The following is a 19,345-nucleotide window of genomic DNA, read 5'->3' on the forward strand; positions in this document are numbered from 1 at the left end:
GTTTTAGGTGTTAATCGACCATCACGCGTTTGTTCGTCGCCCCCCAGAGGATCGACATTTCAGTGAACAACGCGCCGCTAATTTCTTCGACTTCTTCTGCACTAACCTGCGCATTTCCCTGTTTACCGAACAGCACCACTTCATCACCGGATGCAACCTGCGGCAAATCGGTTACATCGACGATCACGGTATTCATGGATGTTTTACCCAGTACCGGAACCCGCTGGCCGCGGATCAGCACGTGCCCTGCATTACTGAACACACGGCGATAACCATCGGCATAACCTGTCGGGATATTGGCCAGAACGGAATCACGTTTAAGGGTATAGGTTCTGTCATACCCGACGGTGTTTCCTTTGGGGTAATGGTTTACCGACGCGATGGCAGATTTAAACGTCATGACGCGTTTGTATTCGGTGCTGGCGATGGTATCGCCATAGAAAATACCGCCAACACGCACCATGTCGAGCCAGGATTCTGGAACGGTCAGGGTAGCGAACGTATTCGCGACATGCAGGGTGACATTTTCGCGCTTAAGCCCGGTAATTTTCAGTACCTGGGCTGATTGCGTATTGAAACGGGCCAGATCGCGTTTTACCACTGCCGCATCTTCTTCCGGGAAATGCGACATGATGCCGACAATTTTCAGGCCGGGTAATGCGGAAATAGCGCGTGCTTCTTCCAGACCTGCAGCGGTACTGACTTCCAGACCGTTACGCGACATACCGCCAGAGTTCAGCGCAAGATGGATACGAATAGTTTTACCTTTCTCTTGAGCGATTGCACTTAGACGCTTAGCCATATCCAGATTACCGATAAGCTCTTCGGTATCGAAATCCGCCGCCTGGCGCATCTCTTTTTCCGTCGCGTTACGCACGCGCATGAGCTGCGATGTATAGCCTGACTGGCGAACGGTACTAATCTCCTCGTTGCTGGCGATGCCAATACATTGTACGCCGTTTTGCATCATCACCGGTGTTACCAGTGAGAGATCGTGGCCATACGCGTCGCCTTTAAGAATGGCGCACATCCGGGTTTTATCTCCCAGCAGTTGCTGAACTTTATGAATGTTATATTCCAGCGCGCTACGGGAAATTTCCAGCGTGGTATTATCCACGACCTGTTGCTTATTGACGGCAAAGGGAACGGGGCCCGCTTGCGTGGTAGAAACAGGTTGGTGACAGGCGGTAATCAGTAAAAGCGGAATAAGTGCTAAACGACCCAAAGGTGCTGCCATGCTTGCTCCTTAGCAATAGAATGAAAGTGTTATTGTCATCATTACGGTCTATCCATGAGGGGATACCCGGATCACCAGAGTAACGGGTTCCACGCCAGAGATTCTTTCTAAGTGATTGCTGTTACAGCATAAAAATAAGACATCCTCGGTGCTAAACAGAGTAATATCGGCTACTGCCAGTCAGAAATGCCCCGTTTACGATCGCAAAGGAGATAAACATGTCAGAAATAATTATCGTTAGTGACGCGCTGGAACTGCGGGCGGTAGAAGAACACCACGTCACCCCTCTGCATCAGTTGGTGCTTAAAAATAAAACCTGGCTCCAACAGTCACTGAACTGGCCGCAGTTTGTCGAATCTGAGGACGACACGCGTAAGAACGTGCAGGGGAATATGATGTTGCACCAGCGCGGCTACGCCAAAATGTTCCTTATTTTCGAACAAGGGGAGGTGGCTGGCGTTATCTCGTTTAACCAGATAGAGCCGCTGAACAAAGCCGCTTATATTGGTTATTGGCTGTGTGAAGAGCACCAGGGCAAAGGCATTCTGTCTCAGGCGCTACAGGCAATGATTCATCATTATGCGCAGCGCCAGGAGATTCGCCGCTTCGTGATTAAATGTCGTGTAGATAACGTCAAGAGCAACCAGGTTGCACTGCGCAATGGCTTCCGACTGGAAGGATGTATGCAACAGGCGGAGTTCCTTAATGGCGATTACCATGACGTGAATCTCTACGCCCGCATCATTGATGGCTCTTCAGAATAAACCGGCGATAGGGGTGCGCGTGATACGTTGTTCGCCGTTGATCACTTTTGGCCCGCGCAGATGGATCGCATCACCATCAAAGGCTTCAACTTGGGCCTGATCGGTTATCTCAATATGATGCTCGATCAGCACTTCACCCAGAATACAGGCATAGCCTTCAATCAGGATGTGACCGTCAAGCTGGAGCGGTCCGCCACGTAATTGCGCATGCCCCCCAACCAGCACGTGGTGTTTCAGCACGCAGTTACCTTCAACCACCGCGTGTTCCGCCACCTGCGAGCTGTAGCGCAGGGTAGGAATGGCGTCTTCATCCGTTCCGGCGATGACGCGTGCATGCCCATAGACTTTGGCGCAATCGCAGATCCAGACATTATTCTCTTCGTTGCCTTCTATCCGTGCAAAATCAAAAACTTCAGCCCGATGTTCTATAAAGGCATAATTGATCATCGCATCGCCATAGATTTGCGCCTGATGCACCACGCGTGAATTGCTGACTGCCGCCCGCTCGTAAATTTGCAGGAGCTGGTCGCTTTCACGGGTTAACCCTCTGGCCGCAATGATTTCAGAGTCACACACAATGCGTGCATCACCGCAGATGAGGCACTCACCGCGAACAACAGAATCCTGAATGGTGACGTTGTCACGTATTTGCGCGTTATGGCTGATTTCTGCTCGGTCAATCCAGACGGCATCACCAATCTGCGCTCCATCTCTGACCACGCTTGCCTGTGTAATACGGGCGTCTCCGGTTATCGTCGCGCCGGAAAACGCGAGCGCATTCTCATCGTATATCCAGCAATTACCGCTTTGCGACAGAACGCTTTCATCATCAATCCAGCCGCCGGGCGTACCGGATCTAACATCATTAAAATCAATGAGTGCGATGATTTGGCGTAGTAATACACTTTTTTTATTGCCATTATCCAGGTAACTAAAGGAGCGAGATTCATCGCTTAGACGGTATTTGGTCATAGCTCATTTCCATGTTGCGCACCTTAGTTAAACGTAGCAAAGTTTTCTGCACTGGCTAAACCGGCAGATATTCCATAAAATGCATTTCAAATATACTTTAAAAAATAAACAAAATGAGTAAGAACAAACAGAGTGAACGGGTCCTCAATCTTCCGGCCGGTTATTTTGGCATGGTACTGGGTACAATTGGGATGGGATTTGCGTGGCGTTACGCCAGCCAAGTGTGGCCGGTGAGCCACTGGATTGGTGATGGCTTAGTCATCCTTGCAATGGTCATCTGGGGATTGCTGACGCTGGCCTTTCTGAGCCGTTTACTGCGTTTTCCGCATAGCGTACTGGCGGAAATTCGTCATCCGGTGATGAGTAGCTTTGTCAGTCTGTTTCCGGCCACCACGATGTTGGTCGCGATTGGATTTGTTCCGTGGTATCGACCGCTGGCGATTGGGTTATTCAGTATTGGCGTGGTCATACAGCTGGCATACGCAGCCTGGCAAACGGCAGGGCTGTGGCGTGGGGAGCATCCGGAAGAGGCCACCACGCCGGGTCTGTATCTGCCAACCGTTGCCAATAACTTTATCAGCGCCATGGCCTGTGGTGCACTTGGGTTCAACGATGCCGGATTGGTGTTTTTGGGCGCCGGGGTATTTTCATGGCTCAGCCTGGAGCCAGTGATTCTGCAACGTCTACGAAGCTGCGGCGAGCTGCCGACGGTTTTACGGACTTCACTTGGTATTCAGTTGGCACCCGCGCTGGTCGCCTGTAGCGCCTGGCTTAGCGTCAACGGTGGCGAGGGGGATACGTTAGCCAAAATGTTGTTCGGCTATGGTTTGCTGCAACTTCTGTTCATGCTACGCCTTATGCCGTGGTATTTGTCACAGCCGTTTAATGCGTCTTTCTGGAGCTTCTCGTTTGGCGTGTCGGCCCTGGCGACAACGGGATTGCATCTTGGACACGGCAGCGAATCAGGATTTTTTCATACGCTGTCTATCCCACTGTTTATTTTTACCAATTTTATCATTGCATTATTACTGATACGTACGTTTGCATTGCTGATGCAGGGGAAACTGCTCATCCGCACGGAGCGTGCTGCATTACTGAAATCTGAGGATAAATAATGACCCTTTGCGACGAAAACTACTTTACTGAAAAATATGATTTAACCCGTACGCATTCCGATGTCGTTGAAGCGGCAAAAGTGGTTGCGCCAGGTAAAACGTTAGATCTGGGCTGCGGTAACGGCCGAAACAGCCTGTACCTGGCGGCAAATGGCTATGACGTTACCGCATGGGATAAAAACCCCATGAGCATCGCTAACCTTGAGCGCATCAAAGCGGCTGAGGGGCTGACCAACCTGAACGCGAAGGTCGCTGACCTTAATGCGTTGCGTTTTGAGGGTGAATACGATTTTATTCTTTCTACCGTTGTACTGATGTTCCTTGAAGCCAAAACGATCCCTGGCCTTATTGAGAATATGCAACGTTGTACTAAACCGGGTGGATATAACTTAATCGTCGCAGCGATGGATACTGATGATTTTCCGTGCACAGTTGGTTTTCCGTTCGCGTTTAAAACCGGAGAATTACGCAACTATTACAGTGGGTGGGATCTGCTGAAATATAACGAAGACGTAGGTGAACTTCATCGTACAGATGAAAACGGTAATCGAATTAAACTGCGCTTTGCCACCATGCTGGCACGCAAAACTGCCTGAACCTCGCGTCTGGGTTAACTCTTTCTGCGTTCAGCATTTTTTGTGCTGAGCGCAGAGATAAAATTGTGCGGTGCTTACCATTTTTAGTACATCCAAAATGAAACTGTTTTGCTATCCTTTTTAGGCATCATTGCGAAAACTAAAGGGATCGTTTCATGCGTACTCAAACTTTATTTAAAGTTGCAGCGCTTACTGGCTTGTTGGCATTATCCGGCTGTGCGTCAAAAGTGACCGAGCCGGATAAATATTCTGGGTTTTTAAAAAATTACTCTGATCTGAAGGAAACAAAATCAGCCTCGGGACAAACGGTACTCCGTTGGGTTGACCCGAGCTACAACGAATCCAAATATGACAACATCGTGTATAACCCGGTAACGTATTATCCGGTTCCGAAACCTACTACGCAGGTAGGGCAGCAGGTTCTTGATCAATTACTGACCTATACCAATACACAGTTGAAATCCGCCATCAGCAAGCGTAAGCCTCTGGTTACGACCCCTGGACCGCGTAGCCTGATTTTCCGCGGGGCGATTACCGGTGTAGCGACCAGCAAAGAAGGACTGCAGTTCTATGAAGTGGTCCCGGTTGCACTGCTCGTTGCGGGAACGCAAATGGCGACGGGTCACCGTACCATGGATACCAACCTCTATTTCGAGGGTGAGTTGATTGATGCAGCGACCAATAAACCGGTGATTAAAGTTGTACGTAAGGGTGAAGGTAAAGACCTGAACAACGAAAGTACGCCGATGGCGTTCGAAACGTTGAAGAAAGTTGTTGATGACATGGCGACCGATGCCTCCATGTTTGATGTGAACAAAAAACCACAATAAAAATGATGAACGCACCATCTCAGGATGGTGCGTTTTTTTATGCCACACGACGACGATAGAGTAGTTTACCCATCAGCGCTTCCGGTCGGGCAAACATCACCAGATTTCCCAGTAAGATCAACACCAATCCGGCAATTGCATTAACTTGCCAGATGTATCCTTCATACAATGTTGACAGCGTCAGCGCCACCAGCGGGAACAGCAGCGTGCTGTATGCCGCCTTACTGGGACCAATGCGACCTACCAGCGTGAAATAAGCGCCAAAGGCAATCACTGAGCCGAAAATAGCAAGATATAACAGCGCGCTAAGATAGCTGAATGTCCACTGTGGCGTGAAGTTGTCGCCGCGCACCAGAGCAATGGCCGCGATCAGCAATGTGCCGTACAGCATGGCCCAACTGTTGGTGGTCAGTACTTCCAACCCTTTTTTCTGGTGACGCAGACTGATCATATTACCCAGTGAGAAGCCGAAGGTTCCCAGAGCGCTCAAACCGATGCCCAGCAGCAGTGAATGATTAAACCCGCTGTTGAGCAAATCCTGCCAGAACAGAGTCACGATGCCCGTCAGTCCCAGACCCGCTGCAATATAGAAGCGCAGCGGTGGTTTTTGACCAAAAAAGATGAAGCTATTGACTGCATTGAACAGGACGGCCATTGAGAAAATCACCGACTCCAGGCCGGTATTAATCCACGCCGCAGCCGTATAAAAACACCAGAAGTTAAAGCAAAAAACGCATCCACCCTGTAACAGACAAAACAGATGATCGCGACCAGACAGTTTGCGTAATTTACCGCTTAGCAACAGGATCACTATCATCACCGAGCTGGCAACGGCGAAGCGCCAAAAGATAGAAACCGGTGCAGAAACCGGACCTTGCTGCAAATAAATCGCAATCCATGTCGTTCCCCAAATAACCACCACCAGGCAGTACAACAGTGCGTTCATACGACTCTCTCTTTATGCTTTCAGACTTACACTGTGTCACGACGGAATGCAGGAGACTTTCATCGGCTTGCGGTGGACTTGCAAAATCTTGCGCTTTTTTTAGCGTAATAGTGAAAAGGCAGCTGTTAACGATATGTAGCTGATATAGACTGAAAGCCTGCTAACTTATTTTGAATGTGATGGTATGTCTCAGCCCTACGGTGCCTTTGAAAACTTGCGCAAACATAATGCCGTGCTGCATGAATCGGTTGCGTTACATTCAGGGATCCAACTGGCGGCCTGGTCGAACAAACGCGATACCATCACCCAGTATTGCGATCATCATACGCTCAGTTTATACATCGCAGATGGTTACGAGAGTTACCACAAGACGGCGGGAGGCTGGAAGAATGGCGGGGGACCAGACCGTTTTTGCCTGATGCCGAAGGAGAGTGAGTCCAGTTGGGATATTCGTGACGATCTTTCCTTTGTTCATCTCTATTGTACAGACGCCCATTTGCGCGAAGTGGGTGAAAAAGTCTGGGACAAAAGCCCCTATAGTTTCACGCTGGACGAGCATACGTTTGGCAGTGACCCGGGGATCACGGCGGTTTACCGTCAGTTTTTGCTTGGTAATGACTGGCAGCAACCGGCCAATCACCTCACGCTTAGCGCGGCATCTTCACTACTGTTAACGCATCTGATCCAGCATTACAGCAATGTGCAATGGCGACTTCCCGTTGTCACCGGAGGGCTTGCGCCTGCCACATTGCGCAACGTGCTGGCCTATATTGAAGCACATCTGGCGTATCCCATAACGTTGAGCGATCTGGCAGGTGAAGCAGCGCTAAGTGAATTCCATTTTGCCAGAATGTTTCGCCAGTCGATGAATATGGCGCCTCATCAGTACGTCATGCAACGCCGTATGGCGCTGGCGCAGCAACTGGTCTGTTGTTCATCACGCAGCTTGTCGGATATTGCAATGGCCTGTGGGTTCAGTTCGGCGAGCCATTTCAGTAACCGGTTTAAACAAGTGACGGGTAAAACGCCAACGCAGCTACGCGCGGCGAAATAACGTCAACACTGAGTAGCAGATACCGCCGACGACCAGCCCCCAGAATGCAGACCCAACACCAAATACCGTCAGACCACTGGCCGTAACCAGAAAAGTGACGATGGCCGCATCGCGTTCTGCTTCAATATGTAAGGCTTGAAATAAACTACCGCTAATCGTGCCGAGTAATGCCAGACCAGCAAGCATCTGGATCCAGCTTACGGGCAGGGCTGCCATCAGTCCTGTGACCGAACCGCCAAACACCCCAGCCAGAATGTAAAAGACACCCGCTGCCGCTGCGGCGAGCCAGCGTCGATTTGCATCTGGATGGGCTTCGGGGCTTTGGCAAATTGCTGCGGTTATGGCGGCGATGCAGATGGAATAGACGCCAAACGGCGAAAATAGCAGTGCCAGCAGACCCGTAAAAACAATCAGGGGTGAAACGGGTAACGAATATCCCGATGCTTTCATGGTCGCAATACCGGGGGCATTTTGCGAAGCCATAGTAACCAGAAACAGCGGTAGCGCAATGCTGATACAGTGGGCTAATGAAAAGTGTGGGGCAATAAACGCTGGCAATACCGGTGACAGATTAACACTATCGGTGACAATGTCACCTTTAACCAGGGCGATGGCTATACCTACCAACATTGCGGCGATTACGGCATACCGTGGGGCAATCACTTTTAGTACTAACCACGCCAGCAGCATGCTGCCGCACAAGATAAGCTCACTGTTCAGGCTATTGAACGCCTGCAAACCAAAACGCAGCAAGATCCCGGCCAGCATGGCCGATGCCAGCGAGTGGGGAATAATTTTCATCAGGCGGGCAAACAGCCCGGTTATACCGCACAGCACAATCAATGCATTAGCTACGATAAAAACACCGATAGCATCCTGAATCGATACCCCGTGCAGGCCCGTCACCAGCAGCGCGGCACCGGGCGTTGACCATGCGGTGAGTACAGGGGCGCGATACCACAATGTCAGCGCCAGCGTACTGACCCCCATTGCTAGCCCCAGTGCGGTCATCCAGCCTGCGATTTGTCCGGTCGTCGCACCTGCGGCGAGCGCCGCTTGCCAGATAATGGCCGCTGAACTGGCGTAGCCGACCAGGACAGCCACAAAACCCGACAAAACTGTAGGCAAGGGGATGGAAAATGTGCGCATAGCAACTCCGCGTGCGTTATAACGGTCAGTCACTGTAGCACTGTGCGTTATAGCGTACAAGTGCTAAGCTGTAGCCCCGAGAAAGGAGAGCGACGAAGGAGAAAAATGGACAACTTAACCCACTATCTGGCCACAACGCTCAAGACGCTACGTCACCAGCGTGAATGGAGCCTTTCGCGTCTGGCGGAGGAAACTGGCGTGTCAAAAGCGATGCTGGGGCAGATTGAGCGCAACGAATCCAGTCCAACGGTGGCAACATTGTGGAAAATAGCCACTGGACTGAACGTCCCGTTTTCAACGTTTATTTCACCACCAGAGTCAGACGGCACGCTAACATTCGATCCCCAGCAGCAGGCGATGGTCGTCACACCGTTGTTCCCGTGGGATCCGCAACTGTGCTTCGATCATTTTTCGATACTGCTGGCACCCGGCGCGCTCAGTGAATCTACTCCGCATGAAACCGGCGTAATTGAGCACGTGGTGGTGATTAGTGGTCTGCTGGATATGTGTATTGAGGGGCAGTGGCGCACCCTTAAATCCGGTGAAGGTGTCCGTTTCGCCGGAGATACGGCACATAGCTACCGTAACAGTAGCGAGCAAACGGTTCATTTTCACTCGCTGATCCATTACCCACGCGGTTAATCGGGAAAACTATTTCGAAACGCCGCGCTTGTGACTACAATAACCGCCATTTTTACCGCTTGTGGATGGTAACAACTGTATGCGCCAGCAGCCTCATCACCTTGAATTGTTAAGCCCGGCTCGGGATACCGCCATTGCGCGCGAAGCCATTTTGCACGGCGCAGACGCCGTTTACATTGGTGGACCAGGTTTTGGCGCGCGTCATAACGCCAGTAATAGCCTGAAAGATATAGCCGAATTAGTGCCTTTTGCCCATCGTTACGGGGCAAAAATCTTTGTGACGCTAAACACGATCTTGCATGATGATGAGCTGGAGCCCGCACAACGGTTAATTACCGATCTGTATCAGACCGGCGTTGATGCCCTGATCGTGCAGGATATGGGGATTCTGGAACTGGATATTCCCCCGATTGAACTGCACGCCAGCACCCAGTGCGATATTCGCAGCGTTGAGAAGGCGAAATTTCTATCCGATGTGGGATTCACCCAGATTGTGCTGGCGCGCGAACTGAGCCTTGAGCAGATTAGCGCTATCCATCAGGCTACTGATGCGACCATTGAGTTTTTCATTCACGGTGCGCTGTGCGTTGCCTATTCAGGGCAGTGTTATATTTCACATGCGCAAACCGGACGCAGCGCTAACCGCGGCGACTGTTCCCAGGCTTGCCGTCTGCCGTATACCCTGAAAGACGATCAGGGACGCGTGGTGTCCTATGAAAAACATCTGTTGTCGATGAAAGATAACGATCAGACCGCCAACCTGGGCGCGTTGATTGACGCAGGTGTGCGTTCCTTCAAAATTGAAGGGCGCTATAAGGACATGAGTTATGTGAAGAATATTACCGCGCATTATCGCCAGATGCTCGACGCCATCATTGAAGAACGCGGCGATCTGGCCCGTTCATCAGCGGGACGTACCGAACATTTCTTTACCCCATCCACAGAGAAAACCTTCCATCGCGGCAGTACCGATTATTTTGTGAATGCCCGTAAAGGGGATATTGGCGCATTCGACTCACCAAAGTTTATCGGTTTGCCGGTCGGCGAAGTCCTGAAGGTGGCGAAAGATCATCTCGATGTTGAGGTGACTGAACCGCTGGCAAACGGGGATGGCCTGAACGTGTTAATCAAACGTGAGGTTGTTGGATTTCGCGCCAACACCGTGGAAAAAACGGGGAACAATCGTTATCGGGTATGGCCGAATGAAATGCCCGCCGACCTGCACAAAGTGCGTCCGCATCATCCGCTGAATCGCAACCTCGATCATAACTGGCAGCAAGCGTTAACAAAAACTTCCAGCGAACGCCGTGTTGCGATCGATATTGAGCTCGGCGGCTGGCAGGAGCAGTTGATTCTGACGCTCACCAGTGAAGAGGGCGTGAGTATCACCCATACGTTGGACGGCCAGTTTGAGGAAGCGAACAATGCGGAAAAAGCGTTGAGTAACCTACAGGACGGACTGGCAAAACTTGGTCAGACGATGTACTACGCCCGTAATATTCAGGTGAATCTGCCGGGCGCACTGTTTGTGCCAAACGGTCAACTAAATCAGTTCCGGCGTGAAGCCGTTGATATGCTGGATGCAGCGCGCCTGCAAAGCTATCAGCGCGGTAGCCGCAAACCGGTATCTCAGCCAGCGCCGGTTTATCCACAAACGCACTTGAGTTTCCTGGCTAACGTCTACAACCAAAAAGCGCGTGAGTTTTATCACCGTTATGGCGTTCAGTTGATTGATGCAGCCTATGAAGCACATGAAGAAAAGGGCGAAGTGCCGGTGATGATCACCAAACATTGCCTGCGTTTCGCCTTTAACCTGTGTCCGAAACAGGCGAAAGGTAACATCAAAAGCTGGAAAGCAACACCGATGCAACTGGTTAACGGCGATGAAGTCCTGACGCTGAAATTTGATTGCCGACCGTGCGAAATGCACGTAATCGGCAAGATGAAGCACCACATTCTGAAGATGCCGTTGCCGGGCAGCGTCGTGGCTTCGGTCAGTCCAGAAGAACTGATGAAGACACTGCCGAAGCGCAAAGGTTAATCGTCAGCTCAGATGTGTATCGGGTTTGCGTGATTTTTGCCAGTGATGGTGTTCACGAAGATCGGCGGCGGATTCTTCCGCCGTCACTCGCAGCTCATCGCTGTCGGCCGTGTGTCGTAGTAAGTGATCGGCATCCTGCACCTGAAGATATTCATGTCCCTGATTAGTAGCGAAAAGTTGACCGGAAAAAAGCGCGCTGGCCAGCAATAACACCGTTAACCCTTTCTTAAACATCATGCACCCTCTGGTACGTTAGCTGCGGAATTGGCGATAATTTCGCCTGGTGACTATTCAATATTTTAATCGGGTTAATGACAATCTCTGTTTTGCCATTTCGATGTTTTTTACATATTTGTTTAGCCAGTGTTGGGATTTGTCACAACCGGGCAATACAGTGCTGCCCGGTTGTTTGCAAGGAGAGTATCAGGACTTGAATCCGGCGGCTGTCATCAGGAGACGAAAGAACATACCAACGGCGGCCAGGGCCAGCACGCTGCCGCCCCAGAGGATCACCAGCCACATCAGGCGTTTCCAGATTGTTTGTTGCATCAATGATACCCCTCACCATGTTGAACTTTGCCGCGGAAAACGTAGTAGCTCCAGAAGGTGTACACCAGGATTATCGGGATAATCAGCAGTGCGCCAACCAACATAAAGCCCTGACTTTGTGCCGGAGCCGCCGCCTGCCAGAGCGTAATAGACGGTGGAATGATATGTGGCCAGATACTGATCCCCAGCCCGCTAAACCCGAGAAAAATCAGCCCCAGCGTTAATACAAAAGGCAGTGTATGGCAGTTATGTTGCCCCAGCGAACGCCACAGCCAGAGACTGATAAGCGCAACCAGCAGCGGAACAGGCATCAGGAACCACAGGTTGGGCAGGCTAAACCAACGCTCGGCAATCGCGCTATGTGCCAGTGGTGTCCACAGGCTGATAATGGCAATCACAACCAACATTGCCAGCAGCAGTTGTTTGGCCACACTGCGCATTTTATCCTGCAACGGATTTTCGCTTTTCATCACCAGCCATGTCGCCCCCAGCAGGGCGTAAGCCACGACCAGACCAACACCGCAGAACAACGTGAACGGGGTCAACCAGTCGAAAGGACCGCCGCTGTAGCTGCGTCCGGTAACGGAAAATCCGTTGAGTACGGCACCCACCACGACACCTTGCGTGAATGTCGCGAGGATTGAACCGCCGAGAAAGGCTTTATCCCAGAATGGTCGGTGAGCCGGTGTGGCTTTGAAGCGAAACTCGAACGCGACGCCGCGAAAAATCAGGCCGATTAGCATCAGGGTCAACGGGATCGTCAGCGCATCGACAATCACCGCATAGGCCAGGGGGAAAGCGCCGAATAATCCGGCTCCGCCCAACACCAGCCAGGTTTCATTGCCGTCCCATACTGGGGCGACGCTGTTGACCATAACATCGCGGTCGTCAGCGTCCTGAATCGCTGGGAATAAAATGCCAATCCCGAGATCAAAACCGTCCATCACGATATACATCAGCGTGGCGAAGACGATAATCACAAACCAGATAACTGATAAATCGATACCCATTAGCGATGTGCCTCCGGTTGAGAATCGAGGACGGCGGCTGAAAGCGGCCGGGCAGGCGTGCCTGTCGGCGGAATGGTCGGGTCATCTTCCTGTGGCCCTTTACGGATCAGGCGGATCATGTAGCTGTAACCCACGCCAAACACTGAGCTGTACACCACAAAGAAGGACAGCAGGCTGATGCTCATATGTAAATCGCCATGTGCAGAAACCGCATCCGCCGTACGTTGCAGACCGTAAACCACCCAAGGCTGACGGCCAACTTCAGTGGTCACCCAACCGGCAAGGATGGCAATCAGACCGGAAGGACCCATCCACAAGGCAAAGCGCAGAAAAGGGCGCGAGGTGTATAAACGCTGCTTATAGCGCAGCCACAGGGCAAACGCGCCCAACAGGATCATCAGCATGCCTAGCCCGGCCATTATGCGAAACGACCAGAACACCATGGTGGAGTTGGGCCTGTCTTCTTTAGGAAACTCTTTTAGGGCCGGGACCTGTTTGTCCAGACTATGGGTCAGGATCAGACTGCCCAGCGCCGGGATTTCCAGCCCATAGCGGGTGCGTTCCTGCTCCATATCCGGCCAGCCGAACAGCAGCAGCGGAGTCGGTTCACCGGGGCGATTTTCCCAGTGTCCTTCAATCGCAGCAATTTTTGCCGGCTGATGCTTCAGCGTATTCAAACCGTGCATATCGCCAATCAAGGCCTGCAATGGAGCGACGATTAATGTCATCCACAGCGCCATCGAAAACATCGCTCGAATTGCTGGTGTGTTATTCCCGCGCAGCAAATGCCATGCCCCAGAGGCAGCAACAAACAACGCGCTACTCAGGAAGGCGGCAACCGACATATGCAGCAGACGATAGGGGAACGAAGGATTGAAAATAACGGCGAACCAGTCGACGGGAACGACCTGGCCGTTAACTATTTCATAGCCTTGCGGTGTCTGCATCCAGCTGTTGGAGGCGAGGATCCAGAAGGTTGAAATAATGGTACCCAGTGCGACCATGCAGGTGGCAAAGAAATGAAGCCCTGGACCAACCCGATTCCAGCCAAACAACATCACCCCAAGGAAACCAGCTTCGAGGAAGAAGGCGGTTAATACTTCATAGGTCAGTAACGGCCCAGTGATACTCCCGGCGAACTCGGAAAAACCACTCCAGTTGGTGCCGAACTGATAAGCCATCACCAGCCCGGAAACTACACCCATACCAAAATTTACGGCGAATATTTTCGACCAGAAATGGTAAAGCGATCGCCAGGTGGGATTTTTCGTTTTTAGCCATAGCCCTTCCAGCACAGCCAGATAACTGGCGAGCCCGATAGTAATAGCCGGAAAGATGATGTGAAAGGATACCGTAAACGCGAACTGGATCCTTGCCAGGTGAAACGCGTCAAGACCGAACATGCTTAACTCCGCAGGCAAAATTGATTTGGCGCAATTCTAAGTCTGAGGAGCAATGGAAGGCAGAAACAGAACAGTTCTTTTTAACCATAACAGTTACCCGACTGTTATGGGCCTTCCCCAAAACTCCTCCCCAATAATGGCTAAAATTAAATTGCCAGAATCACCCAACTGTCATTCCTTTCATCGTGATATTTCTCGGTCATTTTGGCCGATTTATGACCCAGCAGTCCTGCGTGCCGCGTTGTCCTTGCATTACCGCCAGCTAGCTGGCATAGCGACGACGGCATTCATACGGTTGAGTTCTCATGACGGTGTAGTGAGGGAAAGAGGGCGAATGGCATCACTGAGCTTCGGGTGACATCCGGTTATCGTGTCAATCAGACTGAAATGAACATGGTGATCCGCGACCAACAGCGGAACCGCCGGTACCTGCCTGGAATTTTTATCGCTGGTGAGCATTATTCTTAAAATGGACAGTCACGAGCTGTCTAATTATGGAATATACATAAGATGATCTCTATGATTGTATTTAAAATAATACCACATGGACCTTAAGGGATGGGATACGCAAAAGATTTGGCAAAGGAAATGCTCTCAGCTCTGAATTTAGAAAATGAAGGGATGCTGGTTGCATACATTAAAGGCTTGATTCACTTTCCTGTAGACTTGTATTCTCTCGCATCCGATTTTATCCATACCGATGACAGGCGGCAAAATATGGATGATAATATGAGGATTGCGGGACTAGTGAAGCGGGCAACATCAACGAAAAATATTAACATTGTGGAAAAAGCGGTCAATGTATTCATTGATGGTTTCATGCAGCACGTTAATTTATCTGATATCGTAACAAATGTAACAAAAGACACTGTAGCTTCTGCATTGGGTAGTTATACTTTCGGTGAACTTTCTGGTTTAAAAATTGGAGCCTTAATCTCTTCACGGATCACCGTGTCTATTGCTTTTAGTATGTCGGTCAGCACATTGTTAATGATTGGTGGTGGAGTATCAAGTGCTATACATGCTTCGAGATACCTAAAAATATCAAACTATGAAGTTTATCGGAAGCTTAAGGACTTGGGAGATTTAGATCTTCTCTATTTTGCTATTCAGGAGCGGGTTGAGCCATTTGAGAAAGCAACCAGATTATCAAAAGAAAATCCGGCTTTGTTCAAACAGGCGGTAGAGTATTTTTTTCAAGGGGGTGTAGCTCATCAATTTTTTGACAGGCGATAAAGCAACCAGCAAGTAAGAATCATTGCCACAGTAAATGTCCAACGTCCAAATATAAACATGTGAGCATATTTATCCCCGATAGAATCAGGATAAGCACTAAACATTAGTATTACATTTGATAATGTTGATGTTATTGCTAAGAATGCTGCTAAAGCGATCCCAACCCAGATTAAGAAAGATAATACTTGTTTCATTTACTAATCTCTTATCGGTTGCCAGACATTTTCATCTGGCAGTGTACTGAATCGAAACTAATGAGTAAATAATTAGATGTAACAAATTCATTTAGCCTAATTAATTGAATTTTCATGCTGGTAACTCTCTGGTTATCTGTGGATATTTTTCCGCAAACTCCATCGGCAACCTCTCACTTTCGGTGTGTCGTTAAATACTCCCTGTGGGATTTGAAGAAATTGCAGTTGCTTTGTTCCGGTTACTGCGAAAACCACAAAAGCGAAAGCAGGTTACGTTATAGAAAGCAAAAACTCCGGTAGGAATCCCTATGGTGTCAAATGGCGCAGGCTGCGCAAGCCGCATTGGTCACTTCGACGATAACGAACCGATTCCTTTACCTTCTGCAGTAGGTACTGAAACTGACTATGTGGAAATACCACTGAGCGTTGCGTCTAAGGTTCTGTTGTTAAATGCCTTTCTTGAATCCAATATCACCCAGCAGGAGTTGGCAAACAGGATCGGCAGGTCTAAGCAGGAAATTACTCGCTTATTCGATTTAAATCTCGCGACAAAAATTGATGCAGTGCAGATAGCTGTGCGCGCCGTAGGCAAAGAACTGTCATTACCGATGTTGTAAAACTGTTAACTATAACAGTTAAATAAAATACCCTGATTATGTAAACTGATATACACAGTGGTTGTCACCGACACCGGTAATCAGGACGAAAAATGAAAAAGTACCAGCGACTGGCAGAGCAAATTCGCGATCAAATTGCGTCTGGCGTATGGCAGCCAGGCGATCGCTTGCCATCCTTGCGTGAGCAGGTGGTCAGCAGCGGAATGAGTTTTATGACCGTCGGACACGCATACCAGTTGCTGGAAAGCCAGGGGCGGATTATTGCCCGACCGCAGTCTGGCTATTATGTCGCCGCGCGCCCCGAACGTGAATTTGCTGCGCCGCAGGTGCAGGTCATGCGCGATGAAGCGGTGGATATCAATACCTACATTTTTGATATGTTGCAGGCCAGCCGGGATGCGTCAGTGATGCCCTTTGCCTCCGCATTCCCCGACCCGCGTCTGTTTCCACTTCAGCAGTTGAACCGCTCGTTGGCGCAGGTGAGTAAAACCGCCACCGCCATGAGCGTGATTGAAAACCTGCCGCCGGGGAATGCTGACCTGCGTCATGCCATTGCCCGTCGCTATGCTCAACAGGGGATGACCATTTCACCTGACGAAATCGTCATCACCACCGGCGCGCTGGAAGCCCTTAATCTGAGCCTACAGGCAGTCACCGAACCGGGTGATTGGGTAATTGTCGAAAACCCCTGTTTTTACGGGGCGTTGCAGGCCCTGGAGCGATTACGTCTGAAGGCGCTTTCGATTGCCACCGACGTAAAAGAGGGGATCGATCTCACCGCGCTGGAGCAGGCGTTGCAGGAGTACTCGGTAAAAGCTTGCTGGCTAATGACCAACAGCCAAAATCCACTGGGTTTTACGCTCAGCGCAGAGAAAAAGGCGCGTCTGGTTGCCTTGCTGGAAAAATACCACGTAATACTGATTGAAGATGATGTTTACAGCGAGCTGTACTTTGGCCGCGAAAAACCGTTGCCCGCCAAAGCCTGGGATCGCGCCGACAGCGTTCTGCATTGTTCGTCCTTCTCGAAGTGTCTGGTACCAGGATTTCGTATTGGCTGGGTGGCAGCAGGGAAACATGCCCGGCGTATTCAGCGACTCCAGCTAATGAGCACCTTATCTACCAGTTCGCCCATGCAGCTTGCCCTTGTTGATTATCTTTCAACCCGGCGCTATGACGCGCATTTACGGCGCTTGCGTCGGCAACTGGCGGAACGTAAACAACAGGCCTGGCAAACGCTGCTGCGTCATCTTCCGGCGGAAGTCAACATTCACCACAACGACAGTGGTTATTTTCTGTGGCTGGAGCTGCCGGAACCGCTTGATGCCGGTGTGCTCAGTACCCATGCGCTGGCGCACCACATCAGTATTGCGCCGGGGAAAATGTTCTCGACCTCGGGAAGCTGGACACGTTTTTTTCGTTTTAATACTGCATGGCACTGGGGAGATCGCGAAGAGCAGGCCGTAAAACAGCTTGGTAAATTAATTCGTGAAATGATGAAATAAACCATAACGCGCTATTCAATATAAATGAATAGCGTGTTCTTATTTTCGAAATAGTGAATGCTGAACCACGGTATTATTTATATCGGGTGCGTCCATACAAAATATCAATAGTTAATACTATTGCCACCTCTGCGTCTAACTCCTTGTCTATACTCCGGAAGATTACCCCCTGGTCAGAGTCTGTAGCGTAATGAGCGTTAGCTCACAACCTGATTAAATTTCCTTGCGCCAACAGGAACGCTTACAACACCCCGACTATTTTTAGAAAAGGACATATATTTACGGCAAGGCTGCCGCTCAATATTTTTTAGACAGGAGTAAGACGTTATGAGCAAGCAGTTTGCCCTCAGTAGCCTGTGCGCACTCAGTATGACGCTGATGACTGCGCAGGCAGCCGAACCCCCCACATCATTAGATAAACCGGAAGGCCGCCTGGATATTATTGCCTGGCCGGGTTATATCGAACGTGGGCAAACCGATAAACAATATGACTGGGTCTCACAGTTTGAGAAAGATACCGGCTGCGCGGTTAATGTAAAAACGGCAGCCACATCTGATGAAATGGTCAGCCTGATGGCAAAAGGCGGCTACGACCTGGTTACCGCTTCTGGTGATGCCTCACTGCGCCTGATTATGGGAAAACGCGTTCAGCCAATTAATACCGCGCTGATCCCTAACTGGAAAACCATCGATCCACGCGTGGTAAAAGGCGAATGGTTTAACGTTGGCGGAAAAGTTTACGGCACACCGTACCAGTGGGGACCAAACCTGCTGATGTATAACACCAAAATTTTCCCAACGCCGCCGGATAGCTGGAGCGTGGTGTTTGTTGAGCAAAAACTTGAGGATGGGAAAAGCAATAAAGGTCGCGTTCAGGCCTACGATGGCCCGATCTATATTGCCGATGCCGCGTTATTCGTTAAAGCCACTCAGCCGCAGTTGGGTATTACCGATCCCTATCAGCTCACTGAAAAACAGTATCAGGCGGTGATCAAAGTCCTGAGCGATCAGCACGCGCTGATCCATCGCTATTGGCACGATACCACCGTGCAAATGAGCGATTTCAAAAACGAAGGCGTGGTAGCGTCAAGCGCCTGGCCTTATCAGGCTAACGCCTTGAAAGGCGAAGGTCAGCCAATTGCCACGGTCTTCCCAAAAGAAGGGGTTACCGGATGGGCTGATACCACCATGCTGCACAGTGAAGCGAAACACCCGGTTTGTGCTTACAAATGGATGAACTGGTCATTAACCCCGAAAGTACAGGGCGACGTAGCGGCCTGGTTTGGTTCTCTGCCAGTGGTGCCTGAAGGTTGTAAAGCCAGCCCGTTACTGGGTGAAAAGGGTTGTGAAACCAACGGCTATAGCTACTTTGACAAAATTGCCTTCTGGAAAACGCCGATTGCCGAAGGTGGAAAATTCGTTCCTTACAGTCGCTGGACGCAGGATTACATCGCCATCATGGGCGGTCGTTAATTCCGCTGGGGGTTT

Annotated in this window: 19 protein-coding genes and 1 pseudogene; 11 read left to right on the plus strand and 9 right to left on the minus strand. The window is 50.3% G+C overall.

The window, feature by feature from the left end; translation table 11 throughout:
• Window positions 1-10: 10 nt before the first annotated feature.
• Window positions 11-1,237, minus strand: coding sequence for an alanine racemase (gene alr / locus JQN59_RS11530; protein ID WP_149607262.1), 1,227 nt, complete (start codon window positions 1,235-1,237; stop codon window positions 11-13).
• Window positions 1,238-1,455: 218 nt separating this feature from the next.
• Between alr and rimL the strand changes: the two genes are divergently transcribed.
• Window positions 1,456-2,001, plus strand: a complete 546-nt coding sequence (rimL, locus tag JQN59_RS11535) for a 50S ribosomal protein L7/L12-serine acetyltransferase (protein ID WP_149607261.1) — start codon at window positions 1,456-1,458, stop codon at window positions 1,999-2,001.
• On the opposite strand, the gene ydcK is transcribed toward rimL, so the two are convergent.
• Entirely contained in the window at window positions 1,993-2,973 is a 981-nt protein-coding gene (gene ydcK / locus JQN59_RS11540) for a YdcK family protein (protein ID WP_048214140.1), read from the minus strand. The two genes, rimL and ydcK, sit on opposite strands and share 9 nt — an antisense overlap.
• Window positions 2,974-3,086: 113 nt before the next feature.
• On the opposite strand from ydcK, the gene tehA reads away from it, so the two are divergent.
• The 3 genes from tehA (at window position 3,087) to JQN59_RS11555 (ending at window position 5,514) form a co-directional block, all read left to right on the plus strand.
• Window positions 3,087-4,088, plus strand: a complete 1,002-nt coding sequence (gene tehA, locus JQN59_RS11545; RefSeq protein WP_008784854.1) for a dicarboxylate transporter/tellurite-resistance protein TehA — start codon at window positions 3,087-3,089, stop codon at window positions 4,086-4,088.
• Complete coding sequence (gene tehB / locus JQN59_RS11550; RefSeq protein WP_048227574.1) at window positions 4,088-4,684, plus strand: tellurite resistance methyltransferase TehB; 597 nt, start codon at window positions 4,088-4,090, stop codon at window positions 4,682-4,684. The genes tehA and tehB overlap by 1 nt, the downstream gene beginning before the upstream one ends.
• Before the next feature lie 155 nt (window positions 4,685-4,839).
• Window positions 4,840-5,514 carry a DUF3313 domain-containing protein gene (locus tag JQN59_RS11555; protein WP_048214142.1) on the plus strand — a complete coding sequence of 225 codons (675 nt, stop codon included), beginning with the start codon at window positions 4,840-4,842 and terminating at the stop codon, window positions 5,512-5,514.
• 37 nt (window positions 5,515-5,551) lie between these two features.
• On the opposite strand, the gene JQN59_RS11560 is transcribed toward JQN59_RS11555, so the two are convergent.
• Entirely contained in the window at window positions 5,552-6,460 is a 909-nt protein-coding gene (locus JQN59_RS11560; RefSeq protein ID WP_032943534.1) for a DMT family transporter, read from the minus strand.
• 184 nt (window positions 6,461-6,644) lie between these two features.
• Between JQN59_RS11560 and JQN59_RS11565 the strand changes: the two genes are divergently transcribed.
• The gene (locus JQN59_RS11565) at window positions 6,645-7,514 is read left to right on the plus strand and encodes an AraC family transcriptional regulator (protein WP_048214144.1); all 870 of its coding nucleotides are present in this window, start codon (window positions 6,645-6,647) and stop codon (window positions 7,512-7,514) included.
• On the opposite strand, the gene JQN59_RS11570 is transcribed toward JQN59_RS11565, so the two are convergent.
• Window positions 7,497-8,663, minus strand: a complete 1,167-nt coding sequence (locus JQN59_RS11570) for a benzoate/H(+) symporter BenE family transporter (protein ID WP_149607260.1) — start codon at window positions 8,661-8,663, stop codon at window positions 7,497-7,499. The genes JQN59_RS11565 and JQN59_RS11570 overlap by 18 nt on opposite strands.
• 105 nt (window positions 8,664-8,768) lie before the next feature.
• On the opposite strand from JQN59_RS11570, the gene JQN59_RS11575 reads away from it, so the two are divergent.
• Together JQN59_RS11575 and rlhA are read left to right on the plus strand one after the other, a co-directional pair.
• Window positions 8,769-9,305, plus strand: coding sequence for a helix-turn-helix domain-containing protein (locus JQN59_RS11575; RefSeq protein ID WP_048227578.1), 537 nt, complete (start codon window positions 8,769-8,771; stop codon window positions 9,303-9,305).
• 79 nt (window positions 9,306-9,384) lie between these two features.
• On the plus strand, window positions 9,385-11,346 hold the full coding sequence (gene rlhA, locus JQN59_RS11580; protein WP_048227579.1) for a 23S rRNA 5-hydroxycytidine C2501 synthase: 1,962 nt from the start codon (window positions 9,385-9,387) through the stop codon (window positions 11,344-11,346).
• Window positions 11,347-11,349: 3 nt separating this feature from the next.
• On the opposite strand, the gene JQN59_RS11585 is transcribed toward rlhA, so the two are convergent.
• From JQN59_RS11585 to JQN59_RS11600, 4 genes are all read right to left on the minus strand, one after another.
• Window positions 11,350-11,580 carry a DUF2554 family protein gene (locus JQN59_RS11585; RefSeq protein ID WP_003020233.1) on the minus strand — a complete coding sequence of 77 codons (231 nt, stop codon included), beginning with the start codon at window positions 11,578-11,580 and terminating at the stop codon, window positions 11,350-11,352.
• 189 nt (window positions 11,581-11,769) lie between these two features.
• Window positions 11,770-11,895 carry a DUF2474 domain-containing protein gene (locus tag JQN59_RS11590; protein WP_003020230.1) on the minus strand — a complete coding sequence of 42 codons (126 nt, stop codon included), beginning with the start codon at window positions 11,893-11,895 and terminating at the stop codon, window positions 11,770-11,772.
• A complete protein-coding gene (gene cydB, locus JQN59_RS11595) occupies window positions 11,895-12,905 on the minus strand; it encodes a cytochrome d ubiquinol oxidase subunit II (RefSeq protein WP_048214147.1) in 1,011 nt (336 codons plus the stop codon). The genes JQN59_RS11590 and cydB overlap by 1 nt, the downstream gene beginning before the upstream one ends.
• Window positions 12,905-14,308 (minus strand): cytochrome ubiquinol oxidase subunit I, encoded by a 1,404-nt coding sequence (locus JQN59_RS11600; protein WP_060682173.1) that lies wholly within the window; start codon window positions 14,306-14,308, stop codon window positions 12,905-12,907. Before JQN59_RS11600 ends, cydB begins: the two co-directional genes overlap by 1 nt.
• Window positions 14,309-14,866: 558 nt before the next feature.
• On the opposite strand from JQN59_RS11600, the gene JQN59_RS11605 reads away from it, so the two are divergent.
• A complete protein-coding gene (locus JQN59_RS11605; protein ID WP_149607259.1) occupies window positions 14,867-15,544 on the plus strand; it encodes a hypothetical protein in 678 nt (225 codons plus the stop codon).
• Here the strand turns inward: JQN59_RS11605 and JQN59_RS11610 are convergent.
• A complete protein-coding gene (locus JQN59_RS11610; RefSeq protein ID WP_149607258.1) occupies window positions 15,523-15,738 on the minus strand; it encodes a hypothetical protein in 216 nt (71 codons plus the stop codon). The two genes, JQN59_RS11605 and JQN59_RS11610, sit on opposite strands and share 22 nt — an antisense overlap.
• A 347-nt stretch (window positions 15,739-16,085) precedes the next feature.
• Here JQN59_RS11610 and JQN59_RS11615 point away from each other — a divergent pair.
• From JQN59_RS11615 to ydcS, 3 genes and pseudogenes are all read left to right on the plus strand, one after another.
• Window positions 16,086-16,355, plus strand: a pseudogene (locus JQN59_RS11615) (type II toxin-antitoxin system HicB family antitoxin); the annotation flags it as partial.
• Between the two features lie 92 nt (window positions 16,356-16,447).
• Window positions 16,448-17,857 (plus strand): aminotransferase-like domain-containing protein, encoded by a 1,410-nt coding sequence (locus tag JQN59_RS11620; RefSeq protein WP_149607257.1) that lies wholly within the window; start codon window positions 16,448-16,450, stop codon window positions 17,855-17,857.
• Window positions 17,858-18,184: 327 nt separating this feature from the next.
• A complete protein-coding gene (ydcS, locus tag JQN59_RS11625) occupies window positions 18,185-19,330 on the plus strand; it encodes a putative ABC transporter substrate-binding protein YdcS (RefSeq protein WP_008784842.1) in 1,146 nt (381 codons plus the stop codon).
• The last annotated feature ends 15 nt before the right edge of the window (window positions 19,331-19,345 follow it).

It is taken from the genome of Citrobacter sp. B72, assembly GCF_016894305.1.
Classification (GTDB): Bacteria; Pseudomonadota; Gammaproteobacteria; order Enterobacterales; family Enterobacteriaceae; genus Citrobacter; species Citrobacter portucalensis.